Genomic DNA, 18,797 nt, shown 5'->3' with positions numbered 1-18,797 from the left:
CATGAAGATATTCTGGCGCATCCTTCGCATCTTCATCTACACGCTGCTCCTCCTGCTGGTGGTCGCGATCGGCGCGCTTTTCGTGCTGACCGGTACAGAAGGCGGACGGCAGAATCTCGCCAGCCTGATTTCCAGGATGGCCTCGAGCGAGGACCGCAAGGTCACGATCGCCGGCATCGAAGGCATCTGGTCGGGTGCGCTGAGGCTCGACCATGTCGTGGTCGAAGATCGCGCAGGTCCCTGGCTGGTGGCGCGCAAGGTGGTGCTCGACTGGTCGCCGACGGCGCTGCTTTCCTGGAACTTCGACGCCGACCGGCTGGCCGCCGAGCGCATCGAGCTGGCGCGGTTGCCGCAGCCGAGCCAGCAGCCGTCGCAAGGCGGTTCGGGGAGTCTGCCGGTGTCGATCGACGTCAAAGCGATCGACCTGCCGGAGATCGCGCTCGGCCAGGAGCTTGCCGGCAGCGGCATTGCCGAGCTGGCCGCCAAGGGCTCGGTCAAGGCCGACCCGTCGCCGCTGGCGATCGAGAGCGTGCTCAATATCAGCCGCCATGACGGCAAAGAGGGCAATGTCGACGCCAAGATCCATTTCGCGCCGGCCGACAACAAGCTCGACCTGGATCTCAAGGCGTCGGAGCCGGCCGGCGGCATCATCGCCAATCTGCTCAAGCTGCCGAATGCGCCGCCGGTCAACATCGTCGTCACTGGTTCCGGGCCGCTGGCGAACTGGAGCGGCGTCGGCACGTTCATGGTCGACAACCAGATCGTCACCCAGTTCACCGGCCGCCATCAGTTGTCGGACAAGGGCCACCATATCGAGGCCAAGGGCGACGGCGAGTTCGAGCCGTTCATGCCGCAGAAGATAAGGGCGCTGTTCGCCGGCAAGACAAGCTTCGACGTCGCCGGTACGGCGACCACGGCCGGCGGCATCGATATCGAACGTGCCATCATCGAAAGCGAGGCCGTGCACGGCACGGCCACCGGCAATGTCGATCCGAAGGGCGCCAGCGACCTTGCCGTCGAGCTGTCCGCCAAGGGCAAGCCGGTCACCATCGATGTCGGCAACAGCGCGGTGCCGATCCTGGTCGCGATCGAAAAGGCGACGGTACGTGCTTTCGGCGACGGCAAGGCGCCGGCGATCGATATCGGGACAACGCTCAACTCGGTCGCGGTTGGCGGCACGCAGCTCAACAACATTACAGGCGAGATCCATTCCGACGGTTTCGATATCGAGAACCGCAGCGGCCCGGTCAATATCAAGCTCGCCGCGGCCGGTCTGAAGACCGACGTCGCCACGCTGGCGCCGATGGTGACGGGCAAGCTCGCCGCCGATCTGTCCGGCACGATCAGCCGCGAGAATGTGACCATCGAGAAAGGCACGTTGCGCAGCGATGCGCTCAACGCCGCGCTTACGGCGGCGGTGTCGCTTACCGACCTGTCGATGACATTGAAGATGAATGCCGACGCTGACTCGAAAGCATTGCCGCCGCAGATCAGCTCGCTGCTCGGCGATCGGGTGACGTTCTCGGCGACGGCGACACGCGATCCGCAGGGCGCGTTCGCCGCCAATTCGCTCGAGCTTACCTCCGGCTCGCTCAGCGCCAGCGGAACGGCCAGCGCGCAAGGCTCGGACATCGAGGCCAATGTCAAAGGCACGCTGGGCGATGTCTCGGCGCTGTCGTCGCTCGCCGGCACGCCGCTTGCCGGCGGGGTCAATTTCGCGCTGACCGCGAGCGGGCCGCGCCTGGCGCCGGACTTTACCGTCTCGGCCGACAGCGCCAGCCTGACGGCGGCCGGCCGCACGGTGAAGGACATCAAGCTCTCGGCCAAGGGCAAGGCCGACATCGTCAACCCGTCGGCCGATGTCTCGCTTACCGGCAGCGCCGAAGGGCAGTCGCTCGACATTGGGGCCTCGCTGGTGACGGCCGACGGCAAGCGTTCGATCAAGGGGCTGACCCTGGCGCTCGGCGACAACAAGGTTTCGGGCGATCTCGTGCTCGACGACAAGTTCCTGCCGCTCGGCACGCTGACGCTTGCTGTGCCCGACATCGGACCGCTGGCGGCGCTCGGCAACCAGAGTGCGACCGGCGACATCAACGGCACCATCGCCTTCGCCAAGGATGGCGGGGCGCCAACCGTCACCGTCAATGCCGCCAGCACATCGATCGAGCGCGGCGATCTGGCGGCAAAGGCCATCACCGTCAACGCGCTGATCGCCAATTACATAAAAGGTCCTGCGATATCTGGAACGATCAAGGCTGACAGCGTGACCTCCGGCTCGACCGTGGTCAGCGGCATCGGCATCGATCTCAAGCGCGACGGCGACTGGACCAATTTTACCGGCGGCGCCACGGCGTCCGGCATTCCGGCGACGGCCACTGGGCGCGTGAAGATCGCCAACGGCACGACCAGCGTGGAAATCGCTTCCGGCGAGGCGACGGTGCGCGGCATCAAGGCGGCCATAGCCGAGCCTTCCAGCGTGTCGGTCACCAATGGCGTCGCCACGGTCGAAAAGCTCGCGCTCAATCTCGGCGGCGGCTCGGCGACGGTTTCCGGCACGGCCGGCCAGACGCTCGACCTGACGGCCAATCTCGCCAACCTGCCGGTGGCGCTCGCCAATGATTTCGTGCCCGGCCTCGACGGCGCCGGAACGGTTGAGGGTACGGCGCATGTCACGGGTCTATCGTCCAACCCCGACATTCAGTTCAAAGCCAAGGTGGCGAGCGCCGAGACCAGCCAGACACGGCAGGCGGGGCTCGGGCCGCTCGATATCGACGCCGCCGGCAGCTATACGCTGGCAGGCGGCGTCGCCCTGGACCATGCCATGCTTTCGGGTGACAAGATCTCGGGCAAGGCCGCCGGCACCCTCAATCCCAATGGCGCCAGCGATTTCTCGCTCGACCTTACCTCGTCCGGACCCAGCCTGCCGCTGACGGTCGGCAGCGCCGCAAGTCCGATCAAGCTCGAAGTCCAGTCGCTGTCGGCAAAGATGGCGGGCGAAAGCACGCAGGCGCGGCTGGATGTGTCCGCGATCCTGCCTTCCATCGCCGCCAGCCAGGCGAAAGTCGACGGCCTGACCCTGGTTCTGCATTCGGACGCCTTCGACCTCAAGGGGCGGTCGGGCCCGGTCTCCGGCACGGTGTCGGTGGACAGGATCGGCCTCGACAATCCCATGATCGCGCCGCTGATCGCCGGCAAGGTCACCGCCAAGGTCGACGGCCGGCTGACGACCGATGCCGTCGCCGTCAACAGCGGTTCGCTGACCAGCGATGCGCTCAACAGCCAGGTTGCGGGCCGGGTGTCGCTTGGCGACGGCGTCGTCGACCTGAATCTGAAAGCCGACGTCGCGTCTTCCGCCTTGCCGGCGGCGGTGCGCGGCATGCTTGGCGAGAGCGCGCAATTGAGCGGGGCGCTGAAGCGCGACGCCCAGGGCAATGTCAGTGTCGACAGGCTGAAGTTCACTTCGGGCGCGCTCAGCGCCGACGGGCAGGCGAGCCTTGCCAATGGCAAGCTCGCCGCCGGCATCAAGGGCGCGCTAAGCGATGTTTCTGGCCTCTCGAAAGATGCCAAGGGCGCCATCGCCTTTGTCCTGAATGCGCAAGGTCCGGTCATCGCGCCCGACCTGTCGATGACTGTGGAGAGCGACCGGCTTTCGGTGGCGGCGCGCGAGATCACCGGGCTGAAGTTGACGGCGACCGGCAAGGCCGACGCCGCCAATCCGGCCGCCAATGTGCAGTTGACCGGCAATGTCGCCGGCCAGCCATTGCAGGGCAGCGCGGTGCTTGCCACCACCGATGGCAGCCGCGCGATCAACGGGCTGTTGCTGTCGCTCGGGCCGAACAAGATTTCCGGCGATCTTACGCTCGACGATGCCTTCGTGCCGGTCGGCACGGTGTCGCTCGATCTGCCCGATATCGGCCCGCTGGCGGCGCTTGCGCTGGAACAGGCCGAGGGCAATGTACGCGGCACGATCGCTTTCTCCAAGACCGCCAATGGGCCCAACGTCGTGGTCAAGGCAAACACTTCGCAGATCAAGCGCGGCGACCTCTCTGCCAGGAACGTCGCCATCGATGCGCAGATTGCCAATTACATCGCCGCACCAGTGATCGCTGGCATGGTGCGCGCGGAGAGCGTCATCTCGGGCGGCACCGCCGTCACCGGTATCGATGTCGATTTGAAACGCGACGGCGACTGGACCGGCTTCTCGGGTGGCGCGACGGTCAAGAACATTCCGGCCAAAGCGACCGGCCGGGTCAAGGTCGCGAACGGCATGACGACGATCGAGCTGTCGTCGGGCGAGGCGACGGTGCAAGGCATCAAGGCGGCGATCGCCCAGGCCTCGACCGTCACCATCGCCAACGGCACGACGACGCTGGACCGGCTGGTGCTCAATCTCGGCGGCGGCACGGCGACGGTGACGGGAAAGGTCGGGCAGGCGCTCGACATCAACGCCAATCTGTCGAGGGTTCCAGCCTCGCTCGCCAACGGTTTTGCCAAGGGTCTCGACGCGGCCGGCTCGATTTCGGGCACGGTCAAGGTCAGCGGTGCGCCGGCCAGCCCCTCGGTCGCCTTCAATATCGATGCCTCCGGCGTGCAGACTTCGCAGACGCGCGGCGCCGGGCTCGGCGCCATGAGCGTGTCTTCGTCGGGAAATTTCGCCGGCAACAGGCTCACCTTCGACGCCAATATCAGCGACGGCGCCGGGCTTGGCCTCAAGGGCGGTGGCTCGGTGACGACGGCCGGCACGCCGGCCCTGGTGCTCGACTTCAACGGCAAGGTGCCGTTCTCCTTCCTCGCCGCAAAGCTCGCCGCGCAAGGCCTGGGGCTCACCGGGACGGCCAATGTCAATGTCCAGGTGCGCGGACCCGCGTCCTCGCCGGTCATCGGCGGTACGGTGAATACCTCCGGAGCGCGCCTGATCGATGCCCGTTCGGGCCTCGCGGTCAACGACATCGCGGCCGACGTTTCGATCGGCGGAGGCGTCGCCAGGATCAATCGCCTCACCGGCACGCTGTCGACGCGCGGCAGTCTGTCGGCGAGCGGCACGGTCGGCATCGTGCCGGCGCAAGGTTTCCCGGCCGATCTGTCCATAAAACTCACCGACGGCCGCTATACCGACGGCCGCGTGGTCACCGCCAATCTCGGTGGCGACCTGACCATCAAGGGTCCGCTCGTCTCGGCGCCAGCGATTGCCGGCACCATCAACCTGGCCAGGACCGTGATCACCGTTCCGGACAAGCTGCCGGCATCGCTGTCGGAGCTGGACGTCAAGCACCGGAATGCGCCGGCCGCGGTGCGGGCGCAAGACAAGGCGCTGCGCCCGGCAACGGCCAGCGGCGGCAACAGCGGCAGCGGCCTGACGCTCGACGTCACGGTCAACGCGCCGAACCAGATCTTCATCCAGGGCAGGGGCGTCGATGCCGAACTGGGCGGCTCGCTGAAATTGACCGGTCCGGCATCCTCGCCGCAGGCCGTCGGCACCTTCACCTTGCAGCGCGGCCGGCTGACCATCCTCGCCAAGCGGCTGACTTTCACCGAGGGCACCGTCGGGTTCCAGGGTTCGCTGGTGCCCTATCTCAACATGACGGCGACCACGACGACGAGCAGCGCCACAGTCACTATCGTGGTGTCGGGCGAGGCGACCAATCCGAAATTCACCTTTTCCTCCGTGCCGGCGCTGCCCCAGGACGAGGTCCTGGCACAGCTCATCTTCGGTCAATCCATGTCCAAGCTGTCGCCGCTGCAGATCGCGCAGCTTGCGAGCGCGGCCGCGCAACTGGCGGGGGTCGGCGGTTCGACCTCGCTGCTCGAGAACCTGCAAAGCGCCATTGGCATCGACGATCTCGATGTGACCACCGACGACAAAGGCGGCACCGCCGTTTCGGCCGGCAAATACCTCAACGACCGCACCTATGTGACCATACAGAAGGGTGACAAGCCGGGCTCCGGCAAGGCGACGATCGACCTCAATGTCGGCAAGGGCGTCAAGCTGCGCGGCGAGGCCAACGACGCCGGCGAGGCCAAGGGCGGCGTCTTCTACGAGCGCGAGTATTGAGGTTGTGGCGCCCGCCCGCGGTGGGGCCAAGAAGACTTGTCCCGCGCGAGAGCGGTCCCTATCCGCCTAGAATGTCTTGATTTAATCGCCTCGGCGTTTTTCCGGGAATTCGAGGCGCAATAGCAATTTTGCGTCAAGACTGTCGCTATCGCGCGAACCGGCCTCATTCCAAAGTTGCACATTCCCTAACATGTTCTAGCTCCATGCCCTCTTTGACATGATGGTCTGGATGCGGAATGTTAAAAGGCGGAAAGCCAACAATGGGAGATAGTCATGGCATTCTACAAGAGTAATAGCGATCGCGTTCCGGATCACATCCTGGCCCTGGCTGAAGAAGCCAAGGCAGGAAAGGTCGATCGCCGCGAATTCCTGGCGCTGGCGAGCGTTTTCGGGGCGTCCACGGCGATGGCCTATGGCCTGATCGGCCTGGCCGATCCGACCCCGGCGCGCGCAGAAGACGTGCAGGGCAAGAAGGGCGGCACGCTGAAGGTCGCGCAGTGGGTCAAGGATCCGAAGGATCCGCGCAAGGCCGACTGGTCGGAAATCGCCAATGCCGAGCGCCAGGCGCTCGAGCCGCTGGTCAAGTACACCACCGACTACACTTTCCGCCCCTATCTCCTGGAAAGCTGGGACGTCAACGACGACGCGACCGAATACACGCTGCATGTACGCAAGGGCGTGACCTGGTCGAACGGCGATGCCTTCACCGCCGATGACGTCATTTTCAATCTGAAGCGCTGGGCCGACAAGAAGGCCGAGGGCAATTCGATGCCAGGCCGCCTCGGCACGCTGGTCAAGGACGACAAGCTCGACGAGAGCGCCGTGACCAAGGTCGACGACATGACCGTCAAGCTTAAGCTCGGCAAGCCGGACATCGCGCTGATCCCGAACATGTGCGACTATCCGGGTCTGATCGTCCACAAGAGCTTCGACGAGAAGGGCGGCGATTTCAAAGCCTGCCCGATCGGCACCGGCCCGTTCGAGCTCGTCTCCTACGACGTCGGCCAGAAGGTCGTCTACAAGCGCCGCGCCGACAACAAGTGGTGGGACGGCGAGGTGTTCCTCGACGGTATCGAATTCATCGACTACGGCACCGATCCGGGCGCCATGGTCAGCGCTTTCGAGGCCGGCGAAGTGCACACCAACTTCGAAACCTCGGCCGACTATGTCTCGATCCTCGACGGCATGGACTTGGTGAAGTCCGAAGTGGTGACGGCTGCCACCATCGTGTGCCGCACCAACGTCAACAACAAGCCCTACGACAACCAGAAGGTTCGTCAGGCGCTGCAGCTCGGCGTCGACAACGCCGTCGTCCTGCAGCTCGGCTACGGCAATGCCGGCACGGCCGCCGAGAACCATCACGTCAGCCCGATCCATCCGGAATATTTCGAGTTGCCGAAGATCAAGCGCGACGCCGCCAAGGCCAAGGCCCTGATGGCGGAAGCCGGCCAGGCCGATTTCGAGCACGAGCTGATCACCGTCGACGAGGACTGGCACAAGAACACCGGCGACGCGATCGCCGCACAGCTGCGCGACGCCGGCATCAAGGTAAAGCGCACCGTTCTGCCGGGCTCGACCTTCTGGAACGACTGGACGAAGTATCCGCTGTCGATGACCAACTGGAACATGCGCCCGCTCGGCGTGCAGGTTCTTGCGATCGGCTACCGCACCGGTGAAGCCTGGAACGAGACCGCCTGGTCGAACCCCGACTGGGATACCAAGCTCAACGCCGCGCTGGCCGTCGCCGACGCCGCCAAGCGCAAGGACATGATGAAGGACATCGAGCAGATCCTGCAGGATTCCGGCATTATCATCCAGCCGTACTGGCGCAAGCTCTACAGCCACTCGACCAAGGCGGTGCAGAATTACAAGATGCACCCGACCTACGAGCACGACTACGGCAAGGTCTGGCTGGAACAGGCCTGATCCGAGCGAATGGACAAAGGGGCGTTCGGCCCCTTTGTCGCCTTCCTCGCGTGATCCGGAACCGGAGAGAAGCTGCAGCAAAAAAAGTTGCGGACTCCTTGAGCGGGTCATGCATAAACTGGGTTGATCGCATTCGAAGGTCTGCTTGCCGGCTTGCTCCGCGTCGCGGCGGCGATGGTCGGCCAATCAGGCTCCCCCAACCCATCGGCAGGGGTCCGCCATGCTTTCTTTCATCCTGAGACGCCTCGGCACCATGGCGCTGACGATGCTGTGCCTGACCTTGATCGTCTTCTTCCTGATCAATCTCGGTCCCAATCTGAAGAAGCTGGCGATCAGCCAGACCGAAATGCACACATCTGCCGAGGATCTCGAGAACTGGCTGGTCGAGCATGGCTACCGGCAGAATTTCTTCGTCCGCTACGGTCAGTGGCTGGGGGTGCTGCCCAAGCAGCCGATCACCGACCCGGCGACCGGCAAGCCGGCACAGCGCTTTTCTTTCTGCAACGACCCGGTCGAGCCGAAGTTCTCGGGCGTCCTGCAGGGCGATTTCGGCTGCTCGACAAAATTCAAGACGACGGTCGCCTCGAAGCTCTTCCCGGCGCTCGGTGCCACCGGGCTTTTGATGTTCTGGGTGCTGGCTGTGATGGTGCCGATCTCGCTGCTGATCGGCATCCTTGCCGGCATGCGCGAGGGCTCGCGTACCGATCGCACGCTGTCGGTCGCCTCGATCGCCTCTACGGCGACGCCCGAATATGTGTCGGGCGTCATCTTCACCGTCATCTTCGCGTCCTGGCTCGGCTGGCTGAACGGCTCGGCGGCATCCGCCAGCCAGGGCATCACCTTCTATAATTTCACCCTGCCGGTGATGACGCTGGCCATCTATGGCATCGGCTACATCGCGCGCATGACACGCGCCTCGATGGTCGAGGTGATGACGCAGCAATATATCCGCACCGCCCGCCTCAAGGGCCTCTCCTTCGGCAGCGTCGTCGTCAAGCACGCGCTGCGCAACGCGCTGATCGCTCCGTTCACCGTGATCATGCTGCAGTTTCCCTGGCTGCTCACCGGCGTCGTTATCGTCGAGGTGATGTTCCGCTACCAGGGGTTCGGCTACACGCTGGTCGAGGCCGCCGGCAACAACGACATCGACCTTCTGCTCGGCTGCTCGCTGGTTTCGGTGTTCATCGTCTTGATCACGCAGCTCATCTCCGATGTCGGCTACGCGTTCCTCAATCCGCGCATCAGGGTTCAATAGGGGGCACGGCCGATGCAGACCGAGTATATCAACGCCTTCGGCATCATTATCGGCGTGCTCTGGCGCTTCTGGCCGGTGTGGATCGCGTTGATCCTGGTGATGGGCGCGAGCTTCACCTACAAGAAGCGGCTCGGCCTTTACGGCCAGCTCTTCGACAGCGGCGTCGGCATCGCCGGCGTGTTCATCTGCCTGTTCTGGCTGTTCACGGCGATCTTCGCCTCGACGATCTCGCCCTTCGATCCGCTGGCGCAGGTCTCGGTGATGAAGGACACGCTGCCCGGCGCGATCGAGCCGGCCTCGAAGCTGGTCTATTATTTCGGCGGCGACAAGCTGGCGCGCGACGTGTTCTCGCGCATGGTCTATGGCAGCCAGATCGTGCTGATCATTGCGCCTGCGGCGACCGGCTTCGCGCTGATGGTCGGCATCACGCTCGGCCTGCCGGCCGGCTACTATGGCGGCAAGATCGACACGATATTGTCGTTCCTCGCCAATCTGGTGCTGGCCTTCCCGGTGATCCTGTTGTTCTACCTCCTGGTGACGCCGGGGATCATGGACACGCCGATCCCCTATGCGATGGCCGGGCTGTTCTTCCTGTTCCCGATCATCTTCTTCAGCGTGTTGTTCTGGACGCGTTTTAAGAACCGGCCGGACCGGCTCTACATCCTGCTCGGCATCACGCTGATCCTCGGCGGCTGGATCTATGTCGGCCTGGTCTTCGACAAGGACCCGCTGCACATCGTCCACATCGATCCCAACCAGCTCAACATCTTCGTGGCGGTGGTGTTCGCGTCCAGTCCGGGCGTATTCCGCATCGTGCGCGGCCTGACCATGGACATCAAGACGCGCGACTATGTGGCGGCGGCGCAGACGCGCGGTGAATCGCCCTGGTACATCATGCTTTGGGAGATCCTGCCCAACGCGCGCGGACCGCTGATCGTCGATGCCTGCCTGCGCATCGGCTACACGACGATCCTGCTCGGCACGCTCGGCTATTTCGGCCTGGGCCTCGCCCCGGAAAGCCCCGACTGGGGCACCGCGATCAAGGACGCCAGCCGCCTGCTGCGCTCCTTCATCCATCCGGCGCTGCCGCCGACGATCGCGCTGATGTCGTTCGTGCTGGGGCTGAACCTGTTGGCGGATTCGCTGCGTGAACAGTCGATGAAGGATTGACGGCGGGATCTCGGATCCCACGTGATGAAGAACAAGGATTGGAGCGACCCATGAACGAGGCAGTTCGAGATCCAGCCAAGTCGACCGGTGGGCCGATCATCGAGATCGAGAACCTCTCGATCTCCTTCTTCACGCGCAAGGGCGAGATTCCGGCCGTGATGGATTTTTCGTGCACGGTGATGCCCGGCGAGGCGATGGGCATCGTCGGCGAATCCGGCTGCGGCAAGTCGACCGTGTCGCTCGGCATCATGCGCGACCTCTCCAACATCGGAAAGATCGTCGGCGGCAAGATCAAGTTCCAGGGCAAGGACATGGGCGAGCTCTCGGAAGAGGAGCTTCGCGCCATCCGCGGCAACAAGATCGCCATGATCTACCAGGAGCCGATGGCGAGCCTCAATCCGGCGATGAAGATCGGCCAGCAGCTGATGGAAGTGCCGCTGATCCACGACAAGGTGTCGAAGGAAGAGGCTTACACCAGAGCGCTTGAAATGGTGCGGGCGGTGAAGCTGCCCGATCCGGAGCGCATGATGCGGTCCTATCCGCACCAGCTTTCCGGTGGCCAGCAGCAGCGCATCGTCATCGCCATGGCGCTGTTGTCCAAGCCGGCGCTGCTTCTGCTCGACGAGCCGACTACCGCGCTCGACGTCACCGTCGAGGCCGGCATCGTCGAGCTGGTCAAGGGTCTGGGCGAGAAGTTCGGCACCTCGATGATCTTCGTGTCGCACAATCTCGGCCTCATCCTGGAAACCTGCGACAAGATCACGGTGATGTATTCCGGCGAGGCGGTGGAAACCGGCAAAATCAAAGACGTGTTCGACCGGATGCGCCATCCCTATACGCAAGGGCTGTTCCGTTCGATCCCGCTGCCCGGCGCCGACAAGAATTCGCGGCCGCTGATCTCCATTCCGGGGCAATTGCCGCTGCCGCATGAGCGGCCGAAGGGCTGCAATTTCGGCCCGCGCTGCCACCATTTCGTCGAGGGCGTCTGCAACGCCGCCGAAATCCCGATGGTCCCGGTAGAAGGCCATGAAGGCCATTTCTCGCGCTGCGTGCGCTTCAACGAGATCGACTGGGAGGCGCTGCCGCCCGGCGCCAAGAAGGTCAACGAAAAGGTCGAGCCCGGCGCGCCGGTGCTGAAGATTCAGGACCTCAAGAAGTACTACAAGGTCGGCGGCAGCGAGGTGTTCGGCTCCAGCGAGGGCCGCGTCGTCAAGGCCAATGAGACGATCTCGTTCACCGCGCGCGAATCCGAGACGGTGGCGATCGTCGGCGAGTCCGGCTGCGGAAAGTCGACGCTGGCCAAAGTGCTGCTGGGGCTTGAGACGGCAAGCTCCGGCACCGTCACCTTGGCCAACAAGGAAATACAGTCGACCGGCATCGAGAGCCGCGGCGTCGACACCGTGTCGTCGATCCAGATGGTGTTCCAGAACCCGTTCGACACACTGAACCCCAGTCACAGCGTCGGTTCGCAGATCATCCGCACGCTGGAAAAGTTCAATGTCGGCAAGAATGTCGCCGAGCGGCGGCAGCGCATGCTGGAACTGCTCGACCTGGTGAAGCTGCCGCGCGCCTTCGAGACGCGCAAGCCGCGCCAGCTTTCCGGCGGCCAGAAGCAGCGTATCGGCGTGGCGCGCGCCTTCGCCGGCGATGCCAAGGTGGTGGTGGCCGACGAGCCGGTCTCGGCGCTCGATGTCTCGGTGCAGGCGGCGGTGACCGAGCTGTTGATGGACATCCAGCGCAAGAACAAGACGACGATGCTGTTCATCAGCCACGATCTGTCCGTGGTGCGTTACATCGCCGACCGCGTGGTCGTGATGTATCTCGGCTATATCGTCGAGCAGGGCACGACCGACCAGATTTTTTCGCCGCCCTATCACCCCTATACGGAGGCGCTGCTATCGGCGATCCCGATCGCCGACACCAGCGTGGTCAAGAAGCACATCGTGCTCGAAGGCGACATTCCCTCGGCGATGAACCCGCCGACCGGCTGTCCGTTCCAGACGCGCTGCGGCTACAAGAAGCTGGTGCCGGACAATCTTTGCGAGACCAAGGTGCCGCCGGCGAAGAATCTCGGCGACGGCCATATGAGCCTGTGCTGGCTGTCGGACGAGGTGCTGGCCAAGATGGAGCCGGTTATCAAGTTCGACAAGGAGCACGCCGCGCATGAAGGCGTGCCGGAAGATGCGCTCGGTACCGGCCCGGGCTTGACCGGAACGGCGCCCAACCGGCCGCGCGGCAAAACGGGCAGCGCGGCGGCCGATGAGATCGGGGATGCCGTGGAGCAAGGCGAGGCCGGCATGCGTGCGCGCCGCCATGCAGTCCGTGACGAGGTTTCCGAAACCGGCGTTCGAAAGCCGAAGGATACGACAAGGCGGCACTAAACCCGGAGGGTGCTAGTTTCCGCACTCCCGCAACTGCGCGGCGTAATCCTGCGCCATCTTGTCGGTGGCGCGGGCGTAACCCTGGACGCCGGCGTCGCCACGGTTGCCGCGGCCGTAAGCCGTCCAGCCGAGATAATAGGCGAGATAGAGATTGTAGGTGTCGTTGCGGGCGACGCCGAACGTGTCGGCGGTCTTTGAATGATACCAGCCGACGAAATCGACGGCGTCGGAGAATTTGGTGCGGCGCGCCGTCCAGTTGCCGGTCTCGCTCTGATATTGCGACCAGGTGCCGTCGAGCGCCTGCGAATAGCCCGTGGCGCTGGAGACATGCTTCCAGGGGATGAAGCCGAGCAGCTTGGTGCGCGGCGGCCGGGCGTTGCTCTTGAAGCCGGATTCCTTGCGCACCGTCGCCATCAGCAAGGGAACGGGGATGCCGTATTTCTGCTCGGTGCGCTCGGCGGCCGACTGCCAGTTGTCGAACCAGCCGTCATTCTGGTCGAAGACGGCGCAGACATTGTTGATGTGGCTGGGCGCCGTCGCGCAGGCGGAGAGCGCCAGCAGCAGGGACACCGCTACAATTTTACTAAAACTCGACCTACGCATTGGAAGACGAATAGGCCGAAATCATAAAGGGAGTCTTGCGGCGTTCCTTAACGCGCGACCAATTCGACGCAAAATCAATTGTCATAATTTCGACCTAAGATGTCGCTTTGTTATTCATACCTGTCGAAAAATGCCGCCTTGGCTAAAATCACGCCGGCAAATGACGCAATCCTGACAGCCGGCGTTTTCGTGCGGGCGCTCTGATGCGCGCATGAGCGAACCAAGACGCAAGCGCGGCGCCGAGCGCACCAGCAACCGAGGCCCAGCCGCCATTCCGCAACTGCCGCCGCGTCGCGTGCAGAACCCTTATCCGCCGATGGCGCTATTGTCGGCCGACCAGATCGAGGCCATCCATCAGGCATCGATGCATATCCTGGAGAATTTCGGCATCGAGGTGATGAGCGCGCGAGCGCTTTCGCTGTTCGAACGCGCCGGCGCTCGGGTCGATCATGCCTCGATGAATGTGCGCATCGACCGCGGCATGGTCGAGGAAGCGCTGAAGACGACGCGCTCGACCTACACGCTGACGCCGCGCAATCGGCAAAACGTCATCCATCTCGGCGGCAACACGATCAACTTTACGCTGGTCGCCGGGCCGCCCAATGTGCACGACATGGAGCGCGGCCGCCGCGCCGGCAATCTCGCGGATTACTCGGACCTCGTGCGGCTGGCGCAGCATTTCAATTGCATCCACATGCTCGGCAACCAGGTCTGCGCGCCGATCGAATTGCCGGCGAACACCAGGCACATGGACACCTACTTCGCCAATCTGACGCTGACCGACAAATCTTTCCACGTCTCGGCCATCGGACGGGGCAGGGCGCTGGACGGCATCGAGATGATGGCGATCGCGCGCGGGCTGACGCTGGACGAGATGGCCGACGACCCCGGCATCGCCACCATCATCTCGGTCAACTCGCCGCGCCGCTTCGACGAGATGATGGCCGAAGGGTTGATGACCATGGCCGAATACGGCCAGTCGGTGGCGGTGACGCCGTTCACGCTGATGGGCGCGATGAGCCCGGTGACGCTGGCAGGCGCGTTGGCGCAGCAGAACGCCGAGGCGCTGTTCGGCATTACGCTGACGCAATTGGTGCGCCCCGGCGCGCCGGTGATGTATGGCGCCTTCACTTCCAATGTCGACATGAAGTCGGGCGCGCCGGCCTTCGGCACGCCGGAAAACACCAAGGCCAACATCGCCTCCGGCCAATTGGCGCGGCGCTATAAATTGCCCTACCGCACGACGCCGGGCTCGGCCTCAAATGCGGCGGATGCGCAAGGCGCCTATGAAACGCTGATGGCGCTGTGGGGCGCCGTGCTCGGCCACGGCAACCTCGTCTATCACGCCGCCGGCTGGCAGGAGGGCGGGCTGACGGCTTCGTTCGAAAAGCTCATCATCGATGTCGAGATGATGCAGCACATGATGGAGTTCCTGCGCCCGATCGTGGTCGACGAGGCCGAGCTGGCGGTGGAAGCGCTGGGCGCGGTGCCGACCGGCGGCCATTTCTTCGGCGAGCCGCATACGCTGGAGCGCTACGCCACCGCCTTCTACCAGCCGATGCTCTCCAATTGGCAGAATTACGAGGCCTGGCAGGAGGCCGGCGCGCCCGACACCACGGCGCGTGCGACGCGGCTGTGGAAGAAAGCGCTGGAGGAATATGTCCAGCCGGCCATGGACCCCGCCGTGCGCGAAGCGCTCGAAGCCTATATGGCGCACCGCAAGGAAGCGATCGGGCAGGGCGAGCCGTGATGCTTCCCATTTCGGTTAAACGCCCTACCATTTTGAATCCGCTCAACCGTCCAACGCGCTGAAATCAGAGAAAACTCCATGAAATCGCATGCAAAGGTCGTGGTCATCGGCGGCGGTGTCGTCGGATGCTCGGTGCTGTTCCATTTGGCACGGCACGGCTGGACCGATGTCGTGCTTCTGGAGCGCGACGAGCTGACCTCCGGCTCGACCTGGCACGCGGCGGGCGGCATGCACACGATCAATGGCGATCCCAACGTCGCCAAGCTGCAGAAATATACGATCAACCTCTACAAGGAGATCGAGGAGCTTTCGGGGCAGGCGACCGGCGTGCACCTGACCGGCGGCGTGCTTTTGGCGGCGACCGAGGCGCGGCTCGACTGGCTGCGCGGCGTGGTGTCCAAGGGCCGCTATCTCGGCATCGACCTCGAGGTGATCTCGGCCAAGGAAGCGGCGGAAATGATGCCGCTGATCGACCCGAAGCAATTCGTCGGCGCGGTGCGCAACAAGGAAGACGGCCATCTCGATCCGTCCGGGGTGACGCATGCCTATGCCAAGGCGGCGCGCAAACTCGGGGCCGAGGTCGAGCGCTTCACCAAAGTCGAGGACATCGTGCGCCGGCCCGACGGGTTGTGGCGCGTCATTACCAACAAGGGCGAGGTGGTGACCGAGCATGTCGTCAATGCCGGTGGGCTGTGGGCGCGCGAGGTCGGCCGCATGGTCGGGCTCGAACTGCCGGTGCTGGCAATGGAGCACATGTACCTTATCACCGAGGACATGCCGGAGGTCGCCGACTGGAACAAGAAGACCGGTACGGAAATCATCCATGCGGTCGACTTCGACGGCGAGCTTTACCTGCGCCAGGAGCGCGGCGGCATGCTGATGGGCACTTATGAGAAGGCCAACAAGGTGTGGTCCGAGTTCCAAACGCCGTGGAATTTCGGCCATGAGCTGCTGGAGCCGGATATCGACCGCATCGCGCCATCGCTGGAAGTCGGCTTCCGGCATTTTCCGGCCTTCGAAAAGACCGGCATCAAGCAGATTATCAACGGCCCCTTCACCTTCGCCCCGGACGGCAATCCGTTGGTCGGGCCGGTGCGCGGACTGCCGGGCTTCTGGGTCGCCTGCGGCGTCATGGCCGGTTTTTCGCAAGGGGGCGGCGTCGGCTTGGCGCTCTCCAACTGGATGATCGAAGGCGATCCCGGAGCCGATATCTGGGCAATGGATGTGGCGCGCTACGGCGACTGGGCGACGATGGCCTACACCAACGCCAAGGTGCGCGAGAACTATTCGCGGCGTTTTTCGATCCGTTTTCCCAACGAGGAACTGCCTGCCGGACGCCAACTCAAGACGACGCCGGTCTACGACACGCTTGCCGCCAAGGGCGCGCAATGGGGTGTCTCTTACGGGCTGGAAGTGCCGCTCTGGTACGCGCCGGAAGGCGTCAAGGATGAGTTCTCGTGGCGGCGCTCGACCGACTTCGACCATGTGGCGCGCGAAGTGGCCGCGGTCCGCAACGGCGTCGGCCTGGCCGAGATTTCCAACTTCGCCAAATACGCTGTGACGGGCGAGGGCGCCGCCGCCTGGTTGGACCGTATATTCGCCTGCAAGCTGCCCAAGCGCGGCCGCATGACGCTGGCGCCGATGCTGAAGGACGATGGCAAGCTGATCGGCGATTTCACGCTGGCCAATATCGACGACCCAAGTTCGAACGAGCATGAATGGTTCATCGCCGGCTCCGGCATTGCCGAGCAGTATCACATGCGCTGGTTCGAGGCGCATCTGCCCAAGGACGGTTCGGTGCGCGTCGAGGCGCTGGGCCAAAAACTCACCGGCCTGGCGATAGCCGGACCGAAGGCGAGGGAGGTGTTGGCGAAAGTCACGCGCGCCGATGTCTCCAACGCGGCCTTCCCCTTCATGGCGGTGGCCAGGATGGATATCGGCATGGCGCCGTGCCTTGTCGGCCGCGTCAGCTACACCGGCGATCTCGGCTACGAGATCTGGGTGGCGCCGGAATATCAGCGCGCTGCCTATCAGGCGCTGATGGCGGCGGGCGAAGAATTCGGCATCGGCCTGTTCGGTTCGCGCGCGCTGAATGCGCTGAGGCTGGAAAAGAACTACGGCTCGTGGGCGCGTGAGTACCGGCCGATCTACGGGCCGCTTGAGGCCGGGCTCGACCGTTTCGTCGCCTACAGCAAGGAAGCAGACTTCATCGGCAAGCAGGCGGCGCTGGCCGAGCGCAAGCAGGGCGGCAAGCTCCGCCTGCGCGCCTTCATCGTCGATGCGGCCGATGCCGACGTCATCGGCGACGAGGCGATCTGGCATGACGGCGCCGTGCGCGGTTGGGTGACGTCGGGCGGCTATGCGCACAATGCGAAGACGTCGGTCGCCATGGGCTATGTGCCGAAGGAGATCGCCGACAGGCCAGATGGGTTCGAGATCGAAATTTTAGGCAAGCGCCATGCGGCGCGCGTCCAGGCGGCCCCACTGTTCGATGCCAATTTCGAGCGGATGCGCGCTTGACCTGCAGGCGCGCATTAGCGTCGCGGTCAGCCGCGCCTGTTGTCGAGCGCGAAGGCGCCGGAGCCGGCGAAGACCAGATAGAGGAAGATGAAGCAGAACGAGATCGCCGCGTCGCCGCCGTTGTTGACGGGGAAGAAATCCTTCGGGAAATGCGCCATGAAATAGGCAATCGCCATTTCGCCGGCGAGCAGGAACGCGACCGGGCGGGTGAACAGGCCGAGCGCCAAAAGGATGCCGCCGACGAATTCGAGGATGCCGGCCGTCGTCGTCAGCCCGCTGAGGGCGTGCGGCTGGGCACTGACCGGGAAATTGAACAGTTTTTGCGAGCCGTGTTCGATGAACTGCAGCGCGGTCATGATGCGCAATATGCCCAAGGCCTGCGGCCGGTACTGGGAAAGGCTCTCAAAAAGCTTCATCTAAAACTCCATTTTTCAACCCTTCCGTCGGCCATAGAATATCGACCGGCGCTGGGCTATTCACACCCCATGGCCAGCCATCAACAATCGGTGATGGGTGGTGTTCCGCCGATCCGGCTTTCTACGATTTTTCTCTCGTTATGGTTGCATAAGTATCGCTATGGTTGTATCTATATGCAAATACCTCCAACGTGGATGCCCTTCGTCATGAGAAAAATCGTCATCAGCCTTTTTGCAATCCTTGCAGGCACCAGCTTCTCCATGGCTGACGACGCAGGCTGCGCCAAGTTCAAATGGCCGGTCGCGCGTGAGCAGTCCTTGTTCGCCACCGCGCCCGCCGCACAGCCCGGCGCTACCCTTGCCGTCGGAGCCGCCGCGGATCTGGCGCTTGAGCCGGCCGATGCGGTCAGCTTCACCGTGCCGCCCGAACGCGCGCCTGCCGCCGGCACGTTCGGCGCGACGGCGAACGTCACCGTGCCGCCGGATGGCGAGCTTCAGGTCAGCCTTTCGGGCGAAGCCTGGATCGACGTCATCCAGGACGGTCATGCCGTGAAATCTTCGGCCTTCAGCGGCGTGAAGACCTGCCCCGGCATCCGCAAGAGCGTGCGCTTCAAATTGGCCGGTGGCGCTGCGATCATCCAGGTGAGCGGCGCCAAGGAGGAGAGCATCAAGGTCGCCGTATTGGCGCCGGAATGACAGACAAGTCCCACCGCGTCGGCAGCGC

At 63.9% G+C, this 18,797-nt stretch carries 10 protein-coding genes; 8 read left to right on the top strand and 2 right to left on the bottom strand.

Annotation, left to right across the window (positions count from 1 at the left end; genetic code table 11):
• The first annotated feature begins 1 nt into the window (after position 1).
• The 5 genes from FJ988_RS24990 (at position 2) to FJ988_RS24970 (ending at position 12,784) form a co-directional block, all read left to right on the top strand.
• On the top strand, positions 2 to 6,052 hold the full coding sequence (locus FJ988_RS24990) for a translocation/assembly module TamB domain-containing protein (RefSeq protein WP_140821021.1): 6,051 nt from the start codon (positions 2 to 4) through the stop codon (positions 6,050 to 6,052).
• Between the two features lie 273 nt (positions 6,053 to 6,325).
• Positions 6,326 to 7,978 carry an ABC transporter substrate-binding protein gene (locus tag FJ988_RS24985; RefSeq protein ID WP_140821020.1) on the top strand — a complete coding sequence of 551 codons (1,653 nt, stop codon included), beginning with the start codon at positions 6,326 to 6,328 and terminating at the stop codon, positions 7,976 to 7,978.
• Between the two features lie 220 nt (positions 7,979 to 8,198).
• Positions 8,199 to 9,233, top strand: a complete 1,035-nt coding sequence (locus tag FJ988_RS24980) for an ABC transporter permease (protein ID WP_140821019.1) — start codon at positions 8,199 to 8,201, stop codon at positions 9,231 to 9,233.
• Positions 9,234 to 9,245: 12 nt separating this feature from the next.
• The gene (locus tag FJ988_RS24975) at positions 9,246 to 10,403 is read left to right on the top strand and encodes an ABC transporter permease (protein WP_140821018.1); all 1,158 of its coding nucleotides are present in this window, start codon (positions 9,246 to 9,248) and stop codon (positions 10,401 to 10,403) included.
• A gap of 50 nt (positions 10,404 to 10,453) precedes the next feature.
• On the top strand, positions 10,454 to 12,784 hold the full coding sequence (locus FJ988_RS24970; RefSeq protein WP_140821017.1) for an ABC transporter ATP-binding protein: 2,331 nt from the start codon (positions 10,454 to 10,456) through the stop codon (positions 12,782 to 12,784).
• Between the two features lie 12 nt (positions 12,785 to 12,796).
• Here the strand turns inward: FJ988_RS24970 and FJ988_RS24965 are convergent, their stop codons facing one another.
• On the bottom strand, positions 12,797 to 13,387 hold the full coding sequence (locus FJ988_RS24965; protein WP_140821016.1) for a transglycosylase SLT domain-containing protein: 591 nt from the start codon (positions 13,385 to 13,387) through the stop codon (positions 12,797 to 12,799).
• Positions 13,388 to 13,598: 211 nt separating this feature from the next.
• Here FJ988_RS24965 and FJ988_RS24960 point away from each other — a divergent pair, with 211 nt between their 5' ends.
• Entirely contained in the window at positions 13,599 to 15,137 is a 1,539-nt protein-coding gene (locus FJ988_RS24960) for a trimethylamine methyltransferase family protein (RefSeq protein ID WP_140821015.1), read from the top strand.
• A 78-nt stretch (positions 15,138 to 15,215) separates the two neighbouring features.
• Complete coding sequence (locus tag FJ988_RS24955; protein ID WP_140821014.1) at positions 15,216 to 17,657, top strand: FAD-dependent oxidoreductase; 2,442 nt, start codon at positions 15,216 to 15,218, stop codon at positions 17,655 to 17,657.
• A 26-nt stretch (positions 17,658 to 17,683) separates the two neighbouring features.
• Here FJ988_RS24955 and FJ988_RS24950 read toward each other — a convergent pair whose 3' ends face one another.
• Positions 17,684 to 18,073, bottom strand: a complete 390-nt coding sequence (locus FJ988_RS24950) for a DoxX family protein (RefSeq protein WP_140821013.1) — start codon at positions 18,071 to 18,073, stop codon at positions 17,684 to 17,686.
• Positions 18,074 to 18,280: 207 nt separating this feature from the next.
• Between FJ988_RS24950 and FJ988_RS24945 the strand changes: the two genes are divergently transcribed.
• Positions 18,281 to 18,769: a hypothetical protein gene (locus FJ988_RS24945; RefSeq protein ID WP_140821012.1), complete on the top strand. Its 489-nt coding sequence runs from the start codon at positions 18,281 to 18,283 to the stop codon at positions 18,767 to 18,769.
• Positions 18,770 to 18,797 lie beyond the last annotated feature (28 nt).

The sequence above is a fragment of the Mesorhizobium sp. CU3 genome, assembly GCF_006442965.1.
Lineage (GTDB): Bacteria > Pseudomonadota > Alphaproteobacteria > Rhizobiales > Rhizobiaceae > Mesorhizobium.
The sequence above is the reverse complement of the archived record's forward strand: the minus strand, read 5'-3'. Positions and strand labels throughout refer to the sequence as shown.

Excerpts from the sequence above, each read along its gene's own strand:
- FJ988_RS24965 (WP_140821016.1), bottom strand. The coding sequence starts at position 13,387 with ATGCGTAGGTCGAGTTTTAGTAAAATTGTAGCGGTGTCCCTGCTGCTG.
- FJ988_RS24970 (WP_140821017.1), top strand. The coding sequence starts at position 10,454 with ATGAACGAGGCAGTTCGAGATCCAGCCAAGTCGACCGGTGGGCCGATC.
- FJ988_RS24955 (WP_140821014.1), top strand. The coding sequence starts at position 15,216 with ATGAAATCGCATGCAAAGGTCGTGGTCATCGGCGGCGGTGTCGTCGGA.
- FJ988_RS24975 (WP_140821018.1), top strand. The coding sequence starts at position 9,246 with ATGCAGACCGAGTATATCAACGCCTTCGGCATCATTATCGGCGTGCTC.
- FJ988_RS24945 (WP_140821012.1), top strand. The coding sequence starts at position 18,281 with ATGAGAAAAATCGTCATCAGCCTTTTTGCAATCCTTGCAGGCACCAGC.
- FJ988_RS24950 (WP_140821013.1), bottom strand. The coding sequence starts at position 18,073 with ATGAAGCTTTTTGAGAGCCTTTCCCAGTACCGGCCGCAGGCCTTGGGC.
- FJ988_RS24990 (WP_140821021.1), top strand. The coding sequence starts at position 2 with ATGAAGATATTCTGGCGCATCCTTCGCATCTTCATCTACACGCTGCTC.
- FJ988_RS24960 (WP_140821015.1), top strand. The coding sequence starts at position 13,599 with ATGAGCGAACCAAGACGCAAGCGCGGCGCCGAGCGCACCAGCAACCGA.
- FJ988_RS24980 (WP_140821019.1), top strand. The coding sequence starts at position 8,199 with ATGCTTTCTTTCATCCTGAGACGCCTCGGCACCATGGCGCTGACGATG.
- FJ988_RS24985 (WP_140821020.1), top strand. The coding sequence starts at position 6,326 with ATGGCATTCTACAAGAGTAATAGCGATCGCGTTCCGGATCACATCCTG.